The organism is Zoogloea sp. JDB1 (genome assembly GCF_056724025.1).
This window is the reverse complement of the sequence record NZ_CM161496.1, coordinates 4,993,808-5,012,872: the sequence shown is the minus strand read 5'-3', so window position 1 is coordinate 5,012,872 and position 19,065 is coordinate 4,993,808. Positions and strand designations below refer to the sequence as shown.

Genomic DNA, 19,065 nt, shown 5'->3' with positions numbered 1-19,065 from the left:
GAGCCTTACCGGCCCGCCGCCGTTTCCTGTACTTTCCGTCCTCAATGACAACGAGAAGGACGGAGACATGCGCAATCATCATCAGTTCTATATCGGCGGGCGTTGGGTCGAAGCCCTCGGCACGGCCCGCCTGGATGTGATCAACCCCGCCACCGAGGCGGTCGCAGGCAACATCGCGATCGGCAGCACCGCCGATGCGGAGGCCGCCGTGGCGGCGGCGCGGGCGGCGTTTCCAGCCTTTGCGGCGACGTCCCGCGAGGAACGCCTGGACCTGCTGGCGCGCATCTGCGCGGCCTACAAGAAGCGCTACGAAGACATGGCCCGCGCCATCTGCGAGGAGATGGGCGCGCCGTTGAAGGCCCTGGCAGCCAGCGCCCAGGCGGGCTCCGGCCTGGCCCATTTCAAGACTGCGCTGGCGGTGCTGCAGGATTTTTCCTTTGAAAAGGCGCTGGGCACGACGCGCATCCTGCGCGAGCCGATCGGTGTCTGCGCGCTGATCACCCCGTGGAACTGGCCAGCCAACCAGATGGCCTGCAAGATCGCGCCGGCGTTGGCAGCGGGCTGCACGATGGTGCTCAAACCGTCGGAGCTGGCGCCGTTCTCGGCCATCGTGATGGCCGAGATCCTGCATGAAGCCGGCGTGCCGGCCGGCGTCTTCAATCTGGTCAATGGCGATGGGGCGGGCGTCGGCAACGTGCTGTCTTCCCATTCCGAGGTTGACATGGTCTCCTTCACCGGTTCCACGCGGGCCGGCAAGCAGGTGATGCGTAATGCCGCCGACACGGTGAAGAAGGTCGCTCTCGAACTGGGTGGCAAGTCCGCCAACATCCTGCTCGACGACGTGGACTTCCCGAAGAGCGTACGCCATGGCGTGCTGAGCCTGATGACCAACAGTGGCCAGAATTGCAACGCGCCGTCGCGCCTGCTGGTGCCGGAAGACCGTCTCGACGAGGTGGAGGCGATCGCCGCTGCGAGCCTGGCGCGGGTGGTGGTCGGCGATCCGCTGAATGAAGCGACGACGGTGGGGCCGCTGGCCAATCGTGCCCAGTTCGAGCGCGTGCAGGCCTTCATCGCCCAGGGCATTGCGGAAGGTGCGAAGCTCGTGGCCGGCGGACCGGGCCGGCCGGACGGCATCGGGCGCGGCTATTTCGTGCGCCCGACGGTATTCAGCCGGGTGAGGCCGGACATGGCCATCGCCCGCGAGGAGATCTTCGGCCCGGTATTGTCCATCCTGGCCTATGCGGATGAGGCGGACGCCATCCGCATTGCCAACGACACGCCCTACGGCTTGTCGGGCTACGTGTCGTCGGCCGATCCGGTGCGGGCGCGGGCCGTCGCGCGGCAGTTGCGGACCGGCAATGTGCACCTCAACGGCACGCCGGTTGACCTTGCTGCACCCTTCGGCGGCTACAAGCAATCGGGCCTGGGGCGGGAGTGGGGTGCCTACGGGCTGGAGGAGTTCCTCGAGGTGAAGGCGGTCATCGGCTACGGCGGCGACGAGCCGGCCTGAGCGTTTGTTGTCAGCTTGGCGTGACAGAATGCGGGCCGGCGGCTGTGCCGTCGCCTGTTGAGGAGTTTCCTGCCCGATGGCCTTGATCGTTTCCGTTTGCCTGTTGCTGGTCGTACTGACGACCATCATCCACTACGAGGTGCTGCGTGGCCTGAGCCTGTGGCTGCCCGGGCTGGCCATCCGCCCGCGGGCCAAGCTGATCGTCGTGATACTCGGCACCTTCATCGCCCATCTAATGGAGATCGCGCTGTACGCCTTCGCGGTGTTTGCGCTGGTGCGCTATGCGGAGCTCGGGTCGGTGGGCGACGTGGGGCGTTTTTCGTTCGCCGTGTGCCTGTATTTTTCCACCGAGACCTTCACGTCCCTCGGTTACGGCGACGTGGTGCCCGGTGGCGATGTGCGTTTGCTGGCCGGCACCGAGGCCCTCAACGGCCTGCTGCTGATCGGCTGGTCGGCGTCCTACGCCTACATCGCGATGGAGCGCTTCTGGCGCGATGGGCTGGGCGAGAGCAACTGACGGAGGCTTTCGAGCGTGCGTATTCTGGTGGTTGAAGATGACAAGACCTTGGCCGCCGGCCTGATCGAAGGCCTGGAGCGGGAGGGCTTCATGGTGGACTGCCTGGAGGCAGCCGAGCCAGCCGAGGCGGTGCTTACGCACACGGCCTACGACCTGGCGATCGTGGACATTGGCCTGCCGGGCATGGACGGGCTGGAGCTGATCCGCCGGGTGCGCCGCCGCGGCGTGCTGACCCCGATCCTGATCCTGACCGCCCGCGATGGGCTGGACGACCGGGTTGTCGGCCTGGACGTGGGCGGCGACGACTATCTGGTCAAGCCCTTCCTGTTGCCCGAGCTACTGGCCCGCATCCGGGCGCTGATCCGGCGCAGCCGCGCGGCAGCCAGCATGGTGCTGAGCGTCGGTTCGCTGGAACTCGACGTACAGCGGCGCAGTGCGACGCTGGCCGGTGTCGAACTGGAGCTGACGGGACGGGAGTGGGACGTGCTCGAACAATTGGCGCTGGTGGCGCCCAAGGTCGTCGCCAAGCAGAAGCTGGCCGACAGCCTCAGCCAATGGGACCGGGAGATCACCCCCAACGCGGTGGAGATCTACGTGTCGCGCCTGCGCAGCAAGCTGGCCGGTAGCGGGGTCGGCATCCGCACCGTGCGTGGCATCGGCTATCGCATCGAGGCTGGAGAGGGCGATGCCGCGGCACGGTGAGGCGCGCGCGCTGCGCAACCGGCTGCTGCTGGTCATCTCCTGGCCGCTGCTTATCCTGCTGGCGGCGAGCATGATCGCCGACTACCGCTCGGCGTTGAGCATCGCCGACGAGGCCTACGACAACGCGCTGACCGGTACCGTGGTGGCCCTGGTCACGCGTCTGGAGCGGGACGACGACGATAAGGACATCGAGGTGGACATCCCTCCGGCAGCCGACGAGATCCTGCGCTCCGACACCGTCGACAAGGTCCAGTATGTGGTTTTCGACAGCCGGGAAAAAGTCATCGCTGGCGATGCCGAGCTGTTGCAGTTGCCGCGGCCGGACGTCGCCAACCGCAGCATCCTGCAGGATGCGACGGTCGGAAAACGCGCGCTGCGGGCGGCCAGCTACCGTTACGAGAGCCCCCGCATGACGGCGACGGTCATCGTCGCCGAAACCACCCTCAAGCGCCGGAGTGCCGCCCATCGCATCCTGGCGACGATCTTCTGGCCGAACCTGCTGTTGATCGCAACGGCGCTGCTGCTGGTGTATTTCGGTGTGCGCTATGCGCTGAAGCCGCTGGACGCCCTTGGCCACAGCATTGCCACCCGTGGCCCCAACGATTTCAGCCCGATTGCCGAAGCCGGCGTGCCGGCCGAGGCCGGTCCGCTGGTGCGGGCCATCAACCGTCTGCTGCAGCACCTGGGGCGAGCGGGGCGGGCCCAGCAGGCCTTCCTGTCGAATGCAGCCCACCAGCTGCGCACGCCGCTGGCGGGTCTGCAGACCCAGCTCGAGCTGGCCGTCGAAGCCCTGCCTGCCGAGGCTCGGCCGCGCATCGAGCGTCTGCGCGAGTCCACCGGCCGCTTGGTCCATTTCACCAACCAGATGCTGGCGCTGGCCCGCTCGTCGTCGGGAGGGGCACTGATCAGTGACCACCGTCCTGTGGACATGGCCGCGCTGCTGGAGGATGCCGCATCCGATCTGCTCGACGACGCCCTCGCCAAGCACATCGACCTGGGCTTCGAGACGGCGCCGGCTCCGGTGCTGGGGTCCAGCTGGATGTTGCGGGAGATGCTCGCCAATCTGATCGACAATGCCATCGCCTATACGCCGGAAGGCGGCCGGGTGACCGTGCGCTGTGGGCGCAGCGACGAGACGGGAGTCTTCGTCGAGGTCGAGGACGATGGGCCGGGCATCCCGGAGAGCGAACGCAGCCGCGTCTTCGAGCGCTTCTACCGGGCTGCGGGGGATGGCGTGCCGGGCACCGGACTGGGGCTGGCCATCGTCAAGGAGGTGGCCGACCGCCATGCCGCCGACGTGACGATCGCCAGCGGCAGCGAGGGGATCGGCACATGCATCCGGGTTGTCTTTCCGGATGCCTCCGATGTGATCACGCCCGCCCGGCAATGATCTCCGGGGTGGATGAACTTGCCCATCCGTCGCCGCGCCATATGCCGCTTCAAATAATCCCTTCCGGATTGTCAGGTAATTGAAGGCTGCGGGCAGCTAAGGTCTGCGGGGTCATCCAACATGGACCCCGTGGTCATGCACAGCACTTCAGAATCCCCCGTCATCGATTCCTACGCCGGCCTGCGCCGCCCCCGTCCGCTGGTTTTCCTGCACTGGGCGACGGCCTTGCTCATCGCACTGGTGGTGGGCATTGCGTTCGTGCGTGACGGCATCGAGGAGAAGGCCCTGCGTGCCGCCCTCATGAACATCCACCGAAGCATCGGCCTCACCATCGCCCTGCTGGCGATGGCCCGCATCGTCGTGCGCCTGGCGCACCGGCCGCTGCCGCCGACCGGCGAGATGTCGCCGCTCGCTCGACTAGCGGCCGAGCTGGCGCACCTGGCCCTCTATGTGCTGCTGATGGCACTGCCACTGATCGGCTGGGCCTTGTCCAGCGCCCATGGCAAGCCCATCTCCTTTTTCGGTCTGGTCACCCTGCCGCCGCTGGTCGAGGAGGACGAGGACCTCGCCGATGATCTGGCCGAATACCACGAGAACGCCGCCTGGCTGCTCATCGGTCTGGTCGGCGTGCATGCCGCTGCGGCCCTCTATCACCACTTCGTGCGCCGCGACAACGTGCTGCGCGCGATGCTGCCGGCCCGTCAGTCCTGAGCCGTTTCCGATTCTTCCCGTGGCGCAGCGAGAGCATGCCGCCACGGGCTAGCTCGCCTTTTTCTTGACCACAAATACAAGGACAAACATGCATCCGATTCTTTCCGGGGGGAAAACCCGTCTGTCCGCGATCCGGCATACGGCCGGCCTGGTGCTGGCCACGGCCGGCTTCCTTGCCGCCGCGCCGGCCGCCCATGCCGTGCCGAGCTTTGCCCGCCAGACCGGGCAGGAATGTGCGGCCTGCCACATCGGTGCCTACGGCCCGCAACTGACGCCCTACGGCGTCAAGTTCAAGATCGGCGGTTATACCGACTCCGACGGCAAGGGCGGCAAGGTGCCGCTGTCCGGCATGGTGGTGGCATCCTTCACGCGCACTGCCAAGAATCAGGACCCGGCGCCGGACAAGTCCAGCCCGAACAACAACCATTCCTTCGACGAAGCCTCGGTGTTCCTGGCCGGCCGTCTGAGCGACAAGATCGGCGCCTTCGTGCAGGCCACTTATGACGGCATCGGCCAGCGCACGTCCATCGACCAGGCCGACGTGCGTTTCGCCCACACCACCGAGGTGGCCGGCAAGGAGACCGTCTTCGGCGTGTCGGTGAACAACAACCCCGGCGTGCAGGATCCGTTCAACAGCATGCCGGTGTGGAGCTTCCCCTACACCGCCTCTGCCTTAGCCTTTGGCCAGGGCGATGCCGCCACGATGATCAACGGCGGCCTTGAGCACCGCGTCACCGGCGTGTCCGCCTACACCTTCTGGAACAACATGGTGTATGCCGAACTGGGCACCTACCGGGCGCTGACCCCGACCATGCAGAGCCGTCTGGGCCTGGAGAAGGCGGGCGACATGGGGCATGTCGGCGGCAATACCGCCTATTGGCGCTTGGCCGTGTTCCAGGATCTGAAGAAGCAGGCCTTCAATGCCGGCATCTTCGGCCTCAACACCTCGGTTCAGCCGGATCGCAGCACGCCGGGTTCCAACAAGTTCAACGATGTGGGCGTCGATGCGTCCTACCAGTTCCTTGGTACCCGCGAGCACGTGGCGACGGTCAATACCAGCTACATCCGTGAACGCCAGACCCGCAACCAGCTCGTCGCCACCGACGGCGCCGACAACCTGAAAGGCCGGCTCAACGAGTTCAAGCTGAACGCGTCCTACCACTACATGCAGACCTGGGGTGCGACGGTCGGCCGCTTCGTGACCCATGGCACGTCCGACGCGACCCTGTACAGCGATGGCTTCGCCAACGGCTCGCCGAACACCTCCGGCTACATCCTGCAGGCCGACTGGACGCCGTGGGGCAAGGAGAACTCCTGGGGCGCGCCGTGGGCCAACGTCCGCCTTGGTGCCCAATACACCATGTACAACAAGTACAACGGTGCCAAGACCAACTATGACGGCAACGGCCGCGACGCGAAGGACAACAACACCTTGTTCCTGTTCGCGTGGACCTCGTTCTGACGGAGTGACGTGATGAAAATGATCTCTCGTACCGTCCTGCCGTTGCTGGTGGTGGCGGCAGCCAGCTCCCTGAGCTTCCAGGCCCGCGCCGCCGGCGACGTGGAAAAGGGCAAGGACGTGTTCGCCACCGAGTGCGCCGAGTGCCACAGCGCGCGTGAAGGCAAGAACAAGAAGGGTCCGAGCCTGTTCGGCGTGGTCGGTCGCAAGGCTGCCACGGTGGCCGACGCCAGCTATTCCGACGGCCTCAAGGCCAGCGGCATCACCTGGACGCCCGACAAGATCGACGCCTACGTGACGGCGCCGAAGAAGCTCGTGCCCGGTGGCAAGATGAAGTACGACGGGTTGGCCAGCGCGGCTGAGAGGGCCGAGCTGCTGGCCTATCTGGCGACTTTGAAGTGATTTGCGTCGGCCGGCCCGGTGGGGGGCCGGGCCGGCCGATGTGAAAGCGGAAAGGCTTGCTGCGGCAGGCCTTTCCTGCGTTTACGCCGTGTGCTGGGCGTTGCGCTCGATCCGTTGCTGGCGCATCAAGGCCACCAACAGCGCCATGCCGGCAACCATCACCCACGCAGCGACGATCAGCGCACCTTTGTAGCTGCCGCTCACCGTTGCGATGTAGCCGGCCATCGCCGGCGCGACCACCTGAGCGACGCCATAGCTGAGGGTCAGGCGTGCCATCGCCTTGGCCGGGTTGGCCGGGAAGCAGCGGCCGATGATCGACAGGGTCAGGCTGACGATGCCGACGAAGGTGCCGCCGTAGAGCATCGCGCTGGTCAGGTTGGCGGCAGTGCCGTCGCTGAAGGCCGGCAGCAGGATGGACACGATCTGCAGGCCATAGGCGATCAGCAGTGCCGGGATCTGCCCCCATGCGGTAGCGATGCGGTCCCACAGGAAGCAGGACGGCGCCGCTGCCAGGCCGACGATGACCCATACCCAGCCGCCCTTGCCGGCCAGCATCGGCAGCTTCTCGACGATGGCAATGATGAAGGTGGCGCTGATCACGTAGCCGAAGCCGGCGCAGAAGTAGGCCGCGATGAAGAGCCCCATCCAGCGCCGCGACGGCGGGGCCGGCAGGTGGGTGGCGGCCTGGGCGCTGACCGGCGCCGGCGCCGGCAGCCAGAACCAGGCCGGCACGAAGAACAGTACGCCGAGCAGGCCGAGGCCCAGCCACTGACCGTCCCATGCCAGGTGGCCAACCATGCCGGCCACCGCCAGCCCGGACACAATGATGCCCAGCCCGATGCCGGCGAAGTGCAGGCCCAGTTCCGGCCGGTGGCCGTGGCGGATCAGCCAGTTGAGGACCAGGCCGGAGGCGATCAACAGGCCGGCGGTGCTCGACAGGCCGGCCACGAAGCGCAGTGCGACCCATAGGGTTACATCCTGCGTGATACCCATCGAGGCGGTGCTGACCACCGCCACTACTAGGCCGATGCGGTACAGCTTGAACTTGCGGCCGAGGTCGCTGATCGTTGCCGCCACCAGCGCGCCGGTGATGTAGCCGACGTAGTTGAAGGTGGCCAGCCAGCCGCCGTCCATGGCGCTGAGGCCGGCCTCGCTGCGCATGATCGGCAGCAGCGGCGTGTAGGCGAAGCGGGCCAGGCCGACGGTGAGGATCAGGGCGCAGACGCCGGCGAAGATCACCCGGTAACGGTCGGCTGAACTGCTGGCGGGAAGGGCTGTTGCAGGGGCGTGCATGCTGTTCTCTCCTTTACGGGTTGTTATGGTTTGATCTTAGGATGTGCAGGGATGTCAAACTTTCGATAGGATGACTTTTGTTGTCGATGAGGTGACACGGGCTGAACGGGGAAAAGCCATGGACCTGGAAGAAGACTGGACGCTGGTGGATGTGCCGGACATCGAGGAGCTGCCGGGGCCTGTGTTCCAGCGTTTCGAAACCCTGCCGGCGCGCCATATCTTTCCTCCGCACGCGCACCGCTGGAACCAGTTCGTTTATGCCACTGCCGGCACGCTGGTGGTGATGGTCGAGAAGTCCCGCTACGTGATCACGCCGGAGCAGGCGATCTGGGTGCCCACCGGCGTGCTGCATACCACTGGTGCGCTGCACGGCGCGGAGTTCCGTAACCTGTACGTGGCTGACGAGCCCGATCTGGGCATGCCGGGAACATGTTCGGTGCTGGCGGTGTCTCCGTTACTCAGAGCGCTGATCGTCGAACTGGCGGACATCGGCGGACGTCGGGAGAGCGCCGACTACCTGGCCCGCGTGCATGCGCTGATCCTCGACCAGCTGCGTCGCCTGCCGGTGCAGGATTTCCAGCTGCCGTGGCCGACCAGCCCGATGCTGCGCAGGCTCTGCGAGGCCCTCTACGCCAACCCCGCCGACCCGCGCGGCGCCGACGATTGGGGGGCTGCGCTGGGCGCATCGGCACGCACGCTGGCGCGGCGCTTCGAGAAGGAGCTGGGCTTGGGCCTGCGCGAATGGCGGCATCGCCTGCGTCTGTTCCGCGCCGTGGAATGGTTGGGGGCAGGGCGTGCGATAACCGATATAGCATTGGAACTAGGCTACGCGTCACCGTCGGCCTTCACCTACATGTTCCGTCAGGAAATGGGCTGCAGCCCGACCGAATACCGGGGGCGCGGAGTGCGCCCCTTCACTGCCAACGAGGTGACTTCATGACCATTCACGCGGATCTTCACCACGTGATCTATGCCTTGTCCGACGCCCTTGATCTGGTTGGCGTGGACGACGTGGCCCACGGCAAGCGGGTCGGTATCATGGCCGCCGCCTGTGCGCGTGCAGAGGGCCTCGACGAGGCCGCTGCCGCCTTCCTGTTCGATCTCGGCATGCTGCACGACATCGGCGTGTCGTCCACCAGCACCCACAACCATCTGGTCGAGGAGTTCGACTGGGAGGATTCCCAGATCCACTGCGAGGTGGGGCACGCGCTGCTCACCAGCTTTCCGCCGCTGGCCCCGATGGCCCAACCGGTGCGCTACCACCATACCCGTTGGGATGCGATGCCGGCCGATGTGCCACCCGAGCTGGCCCGCCAGGCCAACCGCCTGTACCTGGTGGACCGGGTCGATGCGCTGGCCGCGCCTTATTACGCCGACAACAGCACGCTGCAGAACATGGAGAGCATTCGTAATGGGATTGCCGCTCACACGGGCAGCTACTTCGCGCCGGACCTGGTCGAGGCGTTCATGGCGGCATCCCGTACCGAGGCCTTCTGGCTGATGTTGGAGCCACGCTCCATCCAGGCCTGCCTGGTGGACCAGCTGGCGCGGGCGGAGCCCTTCCCCGCATCGATGGGCGATCTGCGCCACCTGGCCGTCATCTTCGCGCGCATCGTCGATGCCAAGAGCCCCTTCACCGCCGAGCACTCCCTGGGCGTGGCGCGCCTGGCCCGTTTCCTGGCCGAGCGGCTGGATGTGTCGGCGGAGAACTGCGACAAGCTGGAGATTGCCGGCCTGCTACACGATCTGGGCAAGCTGCGGGTGCCCGACGAGATCCTCGACAAGCCGGGCCGCCTCGACAGCCGCGAGCGCCGCATTATCAACACCCACAGCTTCGAGACCTTCCAGATCCTGCGCAATATCGACGGTTTCGGGGACATCGCCCGCTGGGCGGCCTACCATCACGAGGAGCCGGACGGCTCCGGCTACCCCTTCCACCTGAAGGGCGACACCCTGTCCCTGGAGGCGCGCATCCTGCGCGTTGCCGACATTTTCCAGGCGATGGTGCAGAACCGGCCGTACCGCCAGGGGCTGTCGGTGCCCGAGGTGTCGTCCTTCATGCGCATGCTCGCTGACACGGGGCATATCGACGCCGAGGTCACTGCGGTGCTCCTGGCGGATACGGGGCGGGCGATCGAGGTTGCGTTGCCGGCGTTCCCGCCCTTGCCGGACGCCGGGAGGACTCAGGAGGCAGCAGCGCCGGACTGAAGCGTCTGGCAGGCGGGGCCGGCCTCAGCCGTGGTGGTGATGGGGGGAGTGGCCGTGACCATGGCCATGACTGTCCTGCTCGGATTCCAGCTCGGCCAGCACGTACTGGGACATGCCGACGGCGAGTTCCTGGTGGCTGACGAAGACCCGGCCGAGCTTCTCCCGGCGGAGCAGGTCGGCGTCATCCTCGCTGTCGGCGCGCAGCACCGTGACGATCTCCGGGTTGAGCTTGCGCGCGATGTCCACCATCTTGCGGCTGGCGAGCGGGTCCGGCGCGGTGATGACCAGCATCGCCGCGCGGGTGATGTGGGACTGGACCAGCACGATGGGGTCGGAGGCGTCGCCGCTGACGGCGGCCTTGCCGAGCTTGCGCAGGGTTTCCACCACTTCCCGGTTGCTGTCCGCCACCACGTAGGGAACGCGTTGTTTGTCGAGCGCGGACGCGATGTGACGGCCGACGCGTCCGTAGCCCACCAGCACCACCTGATTGGAGAGCAGCTTGCGGTCGGTGGACATCGGCAGGGCGGCCAGCGGATCGTCCCGCAGGTCGAGCTTGCGGGCCCACGCCGAGCGGGCCCGCGCCCACGCCTGGGCCGGCTCGATGGCGGCGAAGAGCACCGAATTGAGGGCGATGGAGATCAGCGCGCCGGCGAGGATCAGGTTCTGCCCCTCCATCGTCAGCAGGCCCAGGCCCAGCCCGAGGCCGGCCAGGATGAAGGAGAACTCGCCGATCTGGGCCAGGCTGGCGCCCACCGTCAGCGCGGTGTTGAGGGGATAGCGGAAGCTCAGCACCAGCGCAATGGCGGCCAGCGTCTTGCCGAACAGGATGATGAACACCACGCCAAGCACCTTGAACGGGGCTTCGAGTAGCACGTGGGGATCGAACAGCATGCCCACCGACACGAAGAACAGCACCGAGAACGCGTCGCGCAGCGGCAGGGAATCCTCCGCCGCGCGGTGGCTGAACTCGGACTTGCGCATCATCATGCCGGCGAAGAAGGCGCCCAGCGCGAAGGACACGTCGAAGAGGATCGCCGACGCGTAGGCCACGCCGACCGCGGCGGCGATCACACAGAGGGTGAACAGCTCCCGCGAGCCGGTGCGTGCCACCAGCCACAAGATGCGCGGAAAGGCGCGGCCGCCGACGAGCAGCATCAGCGCGATGAAGGCCGAGACCTTGGCGAGGGTGATGCCGACGGTCAGCACGAGGGTCGATACGTCGGCCTGGGGGCCGGCGTCCTTGGCGCCGAGCAGCGGCGCCAGCGCCGGCAGCAGCACCAGCACCAGCACCATGGCCAGGTCTTCCACCACCAGCCAGCCGACGGCGATGCGCCCATTGGTGGAATCCAGGATGCCCTTCGCTTCCAGCGCACGCAGCAGCACGACGGTACTGGCCACCGACAGCGCCAGCCCGAACACCACCGATTCGCCCACCGGCCAGCCCCACCACAGCGCCATCACCGCGCCGAGGCCGGTGGCCACGACGATCTGTACGACAGCGCCGGGCACCGCGATCTTGCGTACCGCCAGCAGGTCGTCGAGGGAGAAATGCAGGCCGACGCCGAACATCAGTAGCATCACCCCGATCTCGGCCAACTGGCCGGCCAGCGGAAGGTCGGCGACGAAACCGGGCGTGCCGGGGCCGATGGCCACGCCGGCGAGCAGGTAGCCGACCAGCGGCGGCATGCGCAGGCGGGTGGCCACCAGGCCGAGGACCATGGCCAGGCCGAGGCCGGCAGCGATGAGGGCGATCAGGGAGACGTTATGGGGCATCGGCAGTCAGCAGGGGGGCGGATTCAAGGGCATGCAGGTTCGACGCCACGCTGGCGTGGCGGTTCGGCGATTCGAAAAATTTATGCTGCGTTGTGTCAGAACGCGCCCATCGCCAGCCCGGTGGCGAAGGCGGTGCCGAGTTCCTCGCCCTTGGCGAGTTCGTCGGTGGGGACGTGCTTGGGTGCCAGGATGTCTTCCGGCGTCTGTGCGTGGGTACACACGATCAGCGGCGGGGCGATGTCGCGCAGGCGCCAGCCGGTGGCGATGCGGGCGATCTGGCGGGCGGCGTTGCTGCCGTCGCTGCCCGCGCATATTACCGCGGCGTAGGGCCGGCCGTTGATGCGATCGAGGGCGCCGTAGTAGCTGCGGTCGAAAAAATCCTTCATCAGCCCCGCAATCGCAGCGAGATTCTCCGGCGTGGCGAAGACATAGCCGTCGGCGTCCAGCAGGTCGGCGGGGCCGGCTTCGGAGGCGTGCAGCAGGCGCATGTCGATGTCAGGTTCGCTGGCGGCGCCACGGGCGACGGCATGGATCATCTGCTCGGTGGCGCCGGTCCACGAGTGATAGACGAGCAGCAGGGTCTTGCGGGCAGCGGTGGGCATCGTCGGGCGTAGGCGGCTGGAGACAGTCCCAGCCTAGGCGCGGTCCCGATGGCGGTCAATGGAGCAGACTTGGCCTGTTGCTAATGTAATCTTTTGCGGTGACCATGAGCCTTCGCTGGCCGGGCCACGAGCGGGCCAGCTTGCACGTGGGGGCATGCATGGTCATCAAACGAATCCTGGCGGTGTTGCAGGGCGTGATCGGCGCCGGCATCCGGCGTCGACCGCGGGGTCCGGCGCGGGTTGAAGCTCCGTCCGTTGATGGCTTGGATAGTGTGCGGGAGGGTGTCGCTCCGGCGGATTTGCCGGGACATTCTCCCGACTTGGCTGTCCTGCCGCCAGTGCCAGTCTCCCCGACCGGGGAGGAGGCGGCACCGGCGCCTGCGGTGGCCGCTACGCAGTGTCCGCCGGCGGCGCCTGGCACGCAGAAAGTGCCGCGCAAGCCGCGGGGGCGGAAAAAGCGTTCTCCTGCCGCCGCGGAGCCTGTAACGGCAGGCTTGCCCGATCGCCGGGACGATGCGGAGAGGGATGCCTTGTCTGCCCGGGTTGCCGCTCTGGAAGCACGCATCGCCGAGCTTGCGACGCGCAAGGCCGCGATGGAGGGGGCCGTGCTGTCTTTCCAGTTGGCCCAGTACGAAGCCGTGGGGGACGCGCTGGAGAACTGTCTCCGCCTGCGTCTCGAGTATCTGCGCCTGCAGGCTGCCCGCTCGGGCTCCGACGATGATCGCCGGGCCGAACGGGCGGCTGCGGCCGACTATGAGGCCTGCCATCCCTCATGGGGAGAGGCGGGAGAGGGCTTGGCCGATCTCGATGAGGCCACGCGAGTGGAACTCAAGCAGCGCTACCGGGCCGCCGCCATGCGTTGCCATCCGGACCGGGTTCCCGAGGCCGAGAAGCATACGGCCGGTGCGCTTTTTCAGCGGGTCCAGCAGGCCTACCGCAGCGGTGACCTGGTCGCCCTGCGGGCCATCTGCCTGGAGATGGGAGGCGAAGGTAGCATCTCCGGACGAGCGGGTGGTTCCGCCGCCGATGGTGGCGATGCCCTGCGGCGCCTGCTCTCCGATTTGCAGGACCACGCCGCCGACCTGATCCTGGCGATCCAGACCCGGCAGCTCGATCCGGATTACCGCAAGGCGTTGCAGCCGGATGCGTGGGCGGAGGAGTTCTCCGAGGTCCGGGCCCGCCTTGAAGAAGAGTGCGCGGAGCTGGCGAGACGGATCCGCGATCTGTCCGTGGCCTGATTACTCCCACATCGCGCGCATCCGCGCCGCCAGATCCACCGCCGCCTGGCGGGTTTCGGCCTTGGCCGGCGTGTCGGGCGCGGCCTCGGGCCAGGTGCAGGTCTCGAAGCGGTCGAGCAGGCGGTTGGGGATGAAGCGCGTGCGGCTGGCGTAGACGTGGCGGTCGCCGGTGGACGACTGGCCGCTGACGTAGAAGCGCTGCGGCACGTAGAGGTCCAGGTGGTCCTTGGCGCGGGTCATCGCCACGTAGAGCAGGCGCATCTCCTCCTCGATCTCCCGCTCGCTGCCGGTGGCGAGGTCGGAGGGCAGGCAGCCGTCTACCGCGTTGAGCAGGGACACCGCCGGCCATTCGCGGCCCTTGGCCGAGTGGATGGTGGACAGGATCAGGTAGTCCTCGTCGAGCAGCGGCTTGCCCGATTCGTCGCTGGTGGCGTCGGGTGGATCGAGGGTCAGCTCGGTAAGGAAGCGTTCCTGGCTCGGGTAAGTGCCGGCGATGCGCGCCAGCTGCTGGATGTCGGCCTGGCGCACGCTGAAATCCTCGAACAGGCGCTCCATCTGGCCTTCGTACCATAAGGCCAGTTTCTCGACGGGCGTGGGCCAGGCACCGGCCTCGGCCAGCCCTTCTACCAGCGCGGCGAATTCCTGCCAGTGCAGGCGGGCGCCGTCGGGCACCGGCTGTTCGGCGAGCAGCAGGCATCCCGGCGGGGCGGCCTGCAGGTTGTCGAGAATGCGTCCGGCGGATTTCGGCCCGAGGCCGGGCAGCAGCTGGATGGCGTGGAAGCCGGACACCCGGTCGCGGGGATTCTGCGCCCAGCGCAGGATGGCCAGCACGTCCTTGACGTGGGCGGCTTCGAGGAACTTGAGCCCGCCGAACTTCACGAAGGGGATGTTGCGGCGGGTCAGCTCGATCTCCAGCCGTACGCTGTGGTGGGCGGCGCGGAACAGCACCGCTTGGGCCTTGAGCCGGAGGCCGCCTTCCCGGCGGGCCAGGATGCCCTCGACGACGCCGGCGGCCTGGTCGGCCTCGTCGCGGACGCTGATCAGGCGCGGCTTCTCGGCCGAGGCGCGCTCGCTCCACAGGTCCTTGCAGAAACGCTCCTTGGCCTGGCCGATGACGCCGTTGGCGGCGGCCAGGATCGGCTGCGTGGAGCGGTAGTTGCGGTCCAGCGTCAGCTGGCGGGCCGGCGGATCGAAGTGGCCGGGGAAGTCGAGGATGTTGCGGATCGTCGCGCCGCGGAAGCTGTAGATGGACTGGGCGTCGTCACCCACCACCGTGAGGCCGCGGCCGTCGGGCTTGAGGGCGAGCAGGATCTCGGCCTGCAGGCGGTTGGTGTCCTGGTATTCGTCCACCAGTACGTGGCTGAAGCGCCCGCCCACGTCGGCGGCCAGTTCCGGCACGCCGACCATCTGCGCCCAGTAGAGCAGCAGGTCGTCGTAGTCGAGCACCTGCTGGGCCTGCTTGGCGGCCACGTAGGCGCGGAACAGGGCCTTCAGCTCGGTGGCCCATTCGGCACACCAGGGGAAGGTGGACAGCAGCACGTCGGTCAGCGGCGCGCGGGTATTGACCACCGCCGAGTAGATGGACAGGCAGGTGCCCTTCAGCGGGAAGCGCTTGCCCTTGGCCGACAGGCCCAATTCGTGGCGGACCAGGTTCATCAGGTCGGCCGAGTCTTCCCGGTCGTGGATCGTGAACGCTGCGTCGAGGCCGATGGCGCCGGCGTATTCGCGCAGCAGCCGCGCACCGACGCTGTGGAAGGTGCCGGCCCACGGAAAGCCGGTGGCGGCCAGCTGGGCGTGGCGCGGCGAGACCTTGGCGGCGATGCGCTGCACGCGCCGGGCCAGCTCGTCGGCGGCGCGGCGGGAGAAGGTGAGCAGCAGGATGCGGCCCGGATCGGCGCCGTGGGCCAGCAGGTGGGCGACCCGGTGGGCGAGGGTGTTGGTCTTGCCCGACCCGGCGCCGGCGATGACCAGTAGGGGCCCGTCGCCATCCGGTGTGCCGACGCCGTGGGTGGCGGCCAGGCGCTGTACATCGTTGAGGCTGTCCAGGTAGGCGGGCACGGCGATGTCGGCGGTGCCGCTCACTGGGATGCTCTCAATGAGGCAGCCTGGAAGGCCACGCTGGCGGACGAGCGGAGGGGGCTGCGGTGCTGGGCGGGGATCGGACGAAGGGGCATGATGGTCTCTCTTTGGCTGTAATTGTATACAGCTTTGTTGGTGCTGCAAGCTCGGGCGGGCCTGCTACCATCCGGCCCATGAGTCTCTATCAGGATCTTGCTGAACAGACCGCCCGTCTGATCGCCGACGGCGTGCTGCGCCCCGGCGACCGCCTGCCGTCGGTGCGCCAGGCCTGCAAAAGCAACGGCATCGCGCCGGTGACGGTGACCCAGGCCTATGCGCTGCTGGAAAGTCGCGGCCTCGTCGAGGCGCGCCCCAAGTCGGGTTACTTCGTGCGGGCGCGGCTGGGCCAGCGCCTGGCGGAGCCGGAGATGACCCACCCGGTCGGCCATTCGACGGCGCTGGAGGTCAGCGACTTCATCTTCCAGATCCTCGACAGCGTCAAGGATCCGGCGGTGGTGCCCCTCGGCTCCAGTTTCCCCAGCCCCTATCTGTATCCCCTCGACAAGCTGGGGCGCTGCTTGGCCGCCGCCGCGCGCCACCTCGACCCGCTGGCCACCGTCACCGACCTGCCGCCGGGCAACGACGAGCTGCGCCGTCAGCTGGCCCTGCGCTACCTGGCCCACGGCGCGTCGGTGGCGCCGCAGGAGATCGTCATCACCTCCGGCGCGATGGAAGGGCTGAACCTGTGCCTGCAGGCGGTGACCCGGCCGGGCGACCTGATCGCCATCGAGTCGCCGACCTTCTACGCCGGGCTGCAGGCCGCCGAGCGCCTGGGCCTGAAGGTCATCGAGATCCCCAGCCATCCGCGCGAGGGCGTGAGCCTGCCGGCGCTGGAGGACGCGCTGCGCCACCATCCGGTGAAGGCCTGTCTGTTCATGCTCAACTACGCCAACCCCACTGGCGCGCGGGTGCCGGACGAGCGGCGGCAGGCGCTGGTGGAGCTGCTCGACCGCCACGACGTGCCGCTGATCGAGGACGACGTGTATGCCGAGCTGCACTTCGGTGCCGAGGCGCCGCTGTGTACCAAGGCGGTGGACCCGAACGGGCGGGTCATGCACGTGTCGTCCTTCTCCAAGTGCCTGGCGCCGGGCTACCGCATCGGCTGGGTGGCGGCGGGGCGCTACGCGGCAGCGATCCAGCGCCAGAAGTTGTCCCTGAGCCTGGCAACGACGGTGCCGGTGCAGATCGCGCTGGCCGACTATCTGAAGCACGGCGGCTACGAGAAGCACCTGCGCCAGCTGCGCGGCACACTGGCGGCCCAGGAGGCGGCGCTGGTGGCCGCCGTCGAAACCCATTTCCCGGCCGCCACGCGGCTGGCGCGGCCCCAGGGGGGCTACTTCCTGTGGCTGGAGCTGCCGCGCGGCACCGATGCCCTCGCGCTGCACCGGCATGCGCTGGAGCAGGGCATCAGCATCGCGCCGGGCCCGATCTTCTCGGCAAAGCGCGAGTTCGGCCACTGCATCCGCCTCAACTTCGGTCATCCTCTCGGCCAGCGGGGGCGGGCCGCCGTCGCCACGCTGGGGGCGCTCCTGTAGGCGGAGCCCGCCACCCGCGATGGGGTGGGCGGGTTCCTCGGGCGCAGGCTTCACGGACCATTGAGTCGATCCTACGGGGACCGGCCCCCAAGCGGCCATCTGCTGCCGTACATTCTGTGCCTATGAAAAACACGACAGGCTGAATCTGTTTCCATCCGGCCCCCGGTGATCTACTCCCGGTCCAGGAGGAATACCCAGATGAACAAGCCTGTCAGCAAGGTCCGCGAAGCCAAACTGGAGTTGTACCGCAAGAAGGGAAAGATCCACGCCCGCGAGGTGCGCGGCCGATTCAACACGATCCGCTGGGCCATGGTGTGGTTCACCCAGCTCGTTTTCTACGGGGCCTGCTGGCTCCAGTGGGGCGGCCGCCAGGCTGTGCTGTTCGACATTCCCCACGAGAAGTTCTACCTCTTCGGCCTGGTGCTGTGGCCGCAGGATGCGCTGCTCTTGGCCATCATGCTGATCCTCGCGGCCACTGGCCTGTTCCTCGTCACCGCCATGGCGGGGCGGCTGTTCTGCGGCTTCGCCTGTCCGCAGACGGTCTATACGGAAATCTTCATGTGGATCGAGGCGAAGGTGGAGGGCGACCACCTGGCCCGCCTGAAGCTCGATCAGGCCCCGCCGAGTCTCGGCAAGCTGGCCCGGCGCGGCACCAAGTACGCGCTGTGGGCCCTGGTGGCGGCGTGGACGGCGATCAGCTTCGTCGGCTACTTCACGCCGATCCGCGAGCTGCTGCCGGCGGTTGCGGGCTGGAACGTCGGCCCGTGGGAAGGCTTCTGGCTGATCTTCTACGGCTTGTTCACCTATGTGCAGGCCGGCTTCGCCCGCGAGGCGGTGTGCCAGCACATGTGTCCGTACTCCCGTTTCCAGGGCGTGATGTTCGACAGCACCACCCGCACCGTCAGCTACGACGTGGCCCGCGGGGAGCCGCGCAAGGGTGCGGCCGTGGCGAAGGTGGCGGGGCAGGGCGCCACGCAAGGTACAGCGCAAGGCAAGGGCGACTGCATCGACTGCGGCATCTGCGTGCAGGTCTGCCCGACCGGCATCGACATCCGCGACGGCCTGCAATACCAGTGCATCAACTGTGGTCTGTGCGTGGATGCCTGCGACGAGGTGATGACCAAGGTCGCCAAGCCCATTGGCTTGATCCGCTTCGCGTCGGAGCAGGAACTGGCCGGCCAGCCAACCCGCAGCGCGCGGCCGCGGCTGGCGGTGTATGGCGGGCTGATCGGGGTCTTCGTGGCCCTCGGCGCGTGGACCCTCAGCGAGCGCTCGCTGCTGCTGGTGGATGTGCTGCGCGACCGGGGCAGCCTGTCGCGGGAAACCGCCGACGGTCTCATCGAGAACGCCTACACCCTCAAGCTGATGAACCTGGCCGAGGAAGACCGCGACTTCGACGTGGCGGTGAGCGGCCTGCCCGGCATCCAGCTGGTCGGCGCGAGCCACTTCAGCGGCGAGGCCGGCGGCATCCGCGAAGTCCATGTGACCGTCGCCGCGCCGCCCGACGCCGCCAAGCCCGGCGCCAGCCCGATCGCCTTCCTGATCAAGGCCCGCCAGGATCCCGACACCCAGGTCAGCGAGAAGAGCACCTTCGTGCTGCCCTGAGC

16 protein-coding genes are annotated in these 19,065 nt (G+C 67.7%); 12 read left to right on the top strand and 4 right to left on the bottom strand.

What is annotated here, in order from left to right:
• Positions 1 to 67: 67 nt before the first annotated feature.
• The 7 genes from AC1PPK_RS22735 (at position 68) to AC1PPK_RS22705 (ending at position 6,691) form a co-directional block, all read left to right on the top strand.
• Positions 68 to 1,510 (top strand): aldehyde dehydrogenase family protein, encoded by a 1,443-nt coding sequence (locus AC1PPK_RS22735; RefSeq protein WP_481115271.1) that lies wholly within the window; start codon positions 68 to 70, stop codon positions 1,508 to 1,510.
• Between the two features lie 76 nt (positions 1,511 to 1,586).
• Positions 1,587 to 2,027, top strand: coding sequence for an ion channel (locus AC1PPK_RS22730; RefSeq protein ID WP_481115270.1), 441 nt, complete (start codon positions 1,587 to 1,589; stop codon positions 2,025 to 2,027).
• Between the two features lie 15 nt (positions 2,028 to 2,042).
• Positions 2,043 to 2,729, top strand: a complete 687-nt coding sequence (locus tag AC1PPK_RS22725; RefSeq protein WP_481115269.1) for a response regulator — start codon at positions 2,043 to 2,045, stop codon at positions 2,727 to 2,729.
• Complete coding sequence (locus AC1PPK_RS22720; RefSeq protein WP_481115268.1) at positions 2,713 to 4,119, top strand: sensor histidine kinase; 1,407 nt, start codon at positions 2,713 to 2,715, stop codon at positions 4,117 to 4,119. Before AC1PPK_RS22725 ends, AC1PPK_RS22720 begins: the two co-directional genes overlap by 17 nt.
• Positions 4,120 to 4,254: 135 nt before the next feature.
• Positions 4,255 to 4,830, top strand: coding sequence for a cytochrome b (locus tag AC1PPK_RS22715; protein WP_481115267.1), 576 nt, complete (start codon positions 4,255 to 4,257; stop codon positions 4,828 to 4,830).
• Positions 4,831 to 4,918: 88 nt separating this feature from the next.
• Positions 4,919 to 6,292 carry a cytochrome C gene (locus AC1PPK_RS22710; RefSeq protein WP_481115266.1) on the top strand — a complete coding sequence of 458 codons (1,374 nt, stop codon included), beginning with the start codon at positions 4,919 to 4,921 and terminating at the stop codon, positions 6,290 to 6,292.
• A gap of 12 nt (positions 6,293 to 6,304) precedes the next feature.
• A complete protein-coding gene (locus AC1PPK_RS22705; protein ID WP_481115265.1) occupies positions 6,305 to 6,691 on the top strand; it encodes a c-type cytochrome in 387 nt (128 codons plus the stop codon).
• A gap of 81 nt (positions 6,692 to 6,772) precedes the next feature.
• On the opposite strand, the gene AC1PPK_RS22700 is transcribed toward AC1PPK_RS22705, so the two are convergent.
• Complete coding sequence (locus tag AC1PPK_RS22700; RefSeq protein WP_481115264.1) at positions 6,773 to 7,984, bottom strand: YbfB/YjiJ family MFS transporter; 1,212 nt, start codon at positions 7,982 to 7,984, stop codon at positions 6,773 to 6,775.
• Between the two features lie 118 nt (positions 7,985 to 8,102).
• Between AC1PPK_RS22700 and AC1PPK_RS22695 the strand changes: the two genes are divergently transcribed.
• A complete protein-coding gene (locus tag AC1PPK_RS22695; protein WP_481115263.1) occupies positions 8,103 to 8,924 on the top strand; it encodes an AraC family transcriptional regulator in 822 nt (273 codons plus the stop codon).
• Entirely contained in the window at positions 8,921 to 10,192 is a 1,272-nt protein-coding gene (locus AC1PPK_RS22690) for an HD-GYP domain-containing protein (RefSeq protein WP_481115262.1), read from the top strand. Before AC1PPK_RS22695 ends, AC1PPK_RS22690 begins: the two co-directional genes overlap by 4 nt.
• Before the next feature lie 24 nt (positions 10,193 to 10,216).
• On the opposite strand, the gene AC1PPK_RS22685 is transcribed toward AC1PPK_RS22690, so the two are convergent.
• Both AC1PPK_RS22685 and AC1PPK_RS22680 read right to left on the bottom strand, forming a co-directional pair.
• Positions 10,217 to 11,965 (bottom strand): cation:proton antiporter domain-containing protein, encoded by a 1,749-nt coding sequence (locus tag AC1PPK_RS22685; protein WP_481115261.1) that lies wholly within the window; start codon positions 11,963 to 11,965, stop codon positions 10,217 to 10,219.
• Between the two features lie 95 nt (positions 11,966 to 12,060).
• A complete protein-coding gene (locus tag AC1PPK_RS22680; RefSeq protein WP_481115260.1) occupies positions 12,061 to 12,567 on the bottom strand; it encodes a flavodoxin family protein in 507 nt (168 codons plus the stop codon).
• A 530-nt stretch (positions 12,568 to 13,097) separates the two neighbouring features.
• Between AC1PPK_RS22680 and AC1PPK_RS22675 the strand changes: the two genes are divergently transcribed.
• The gene (locus AC1PPK_RS22675; protein WP_481115259.1) at positions 13,098 to 13,805 is read left to right on the top strand and encodes a J domain-containing protein; all 708 of its coding nucleotides are present in this window, start codon (positions 13,098 to 13,100) and stop codon (positions 13,803 to 13,805) included.
• On the opposite strand, the gene AC1PPK_RS22670 is transcribed toward AC1PPK_RS22675, so the two are convergent.
• Positions 13,806 to 15,887 (bottom strand): ATP-dependent helicase, encoded by a 2,082-nt coding sequence (locus tag AC1PPK_RS22670; protein ID WP_481115258.1) that lies wholly within the window; start codon positions 15,885 to 15,887, stop codon positions 13,806 to 13,808.
• A gap of 170 nt (positions 15,888 to 16,057) precedes the next feature.
• On the opposite strand from AC1PPK_RS22670, the gene AC1PPK_RS22665 reads away from it, so the two are divergent.
• Both AC1PPK_RS22665 and ccoG read left to right on the top strand, forming a co-directional pair.
• A complete protein-coding gene (locus AC1PPK_RS22665; RefSeq protein ID WP_481115257.1) occupies positions 16,058 to 17,458 on the top strand; it encodes an aminotransferase-like domain-containing protein in 1,401 nt (466 codons plus the stop codon).
• A gap of 198 nt (positions 17,459 to 17,656) precedes the next feature.
• A complete protein-coding gene (gene ccoG / locus AC1PPK_RS22660; protein WP_481115256.1) occupies positions 17,657 to 19,063 on the top strand; it encodes a cytochrome c oxidase accessory protein CcoG in 1,407 nt (468 codons plus the stop codon).
• The last annotated feature ends 2 nt before the right edge of the window (positions 19,064 to 19,065 follow it).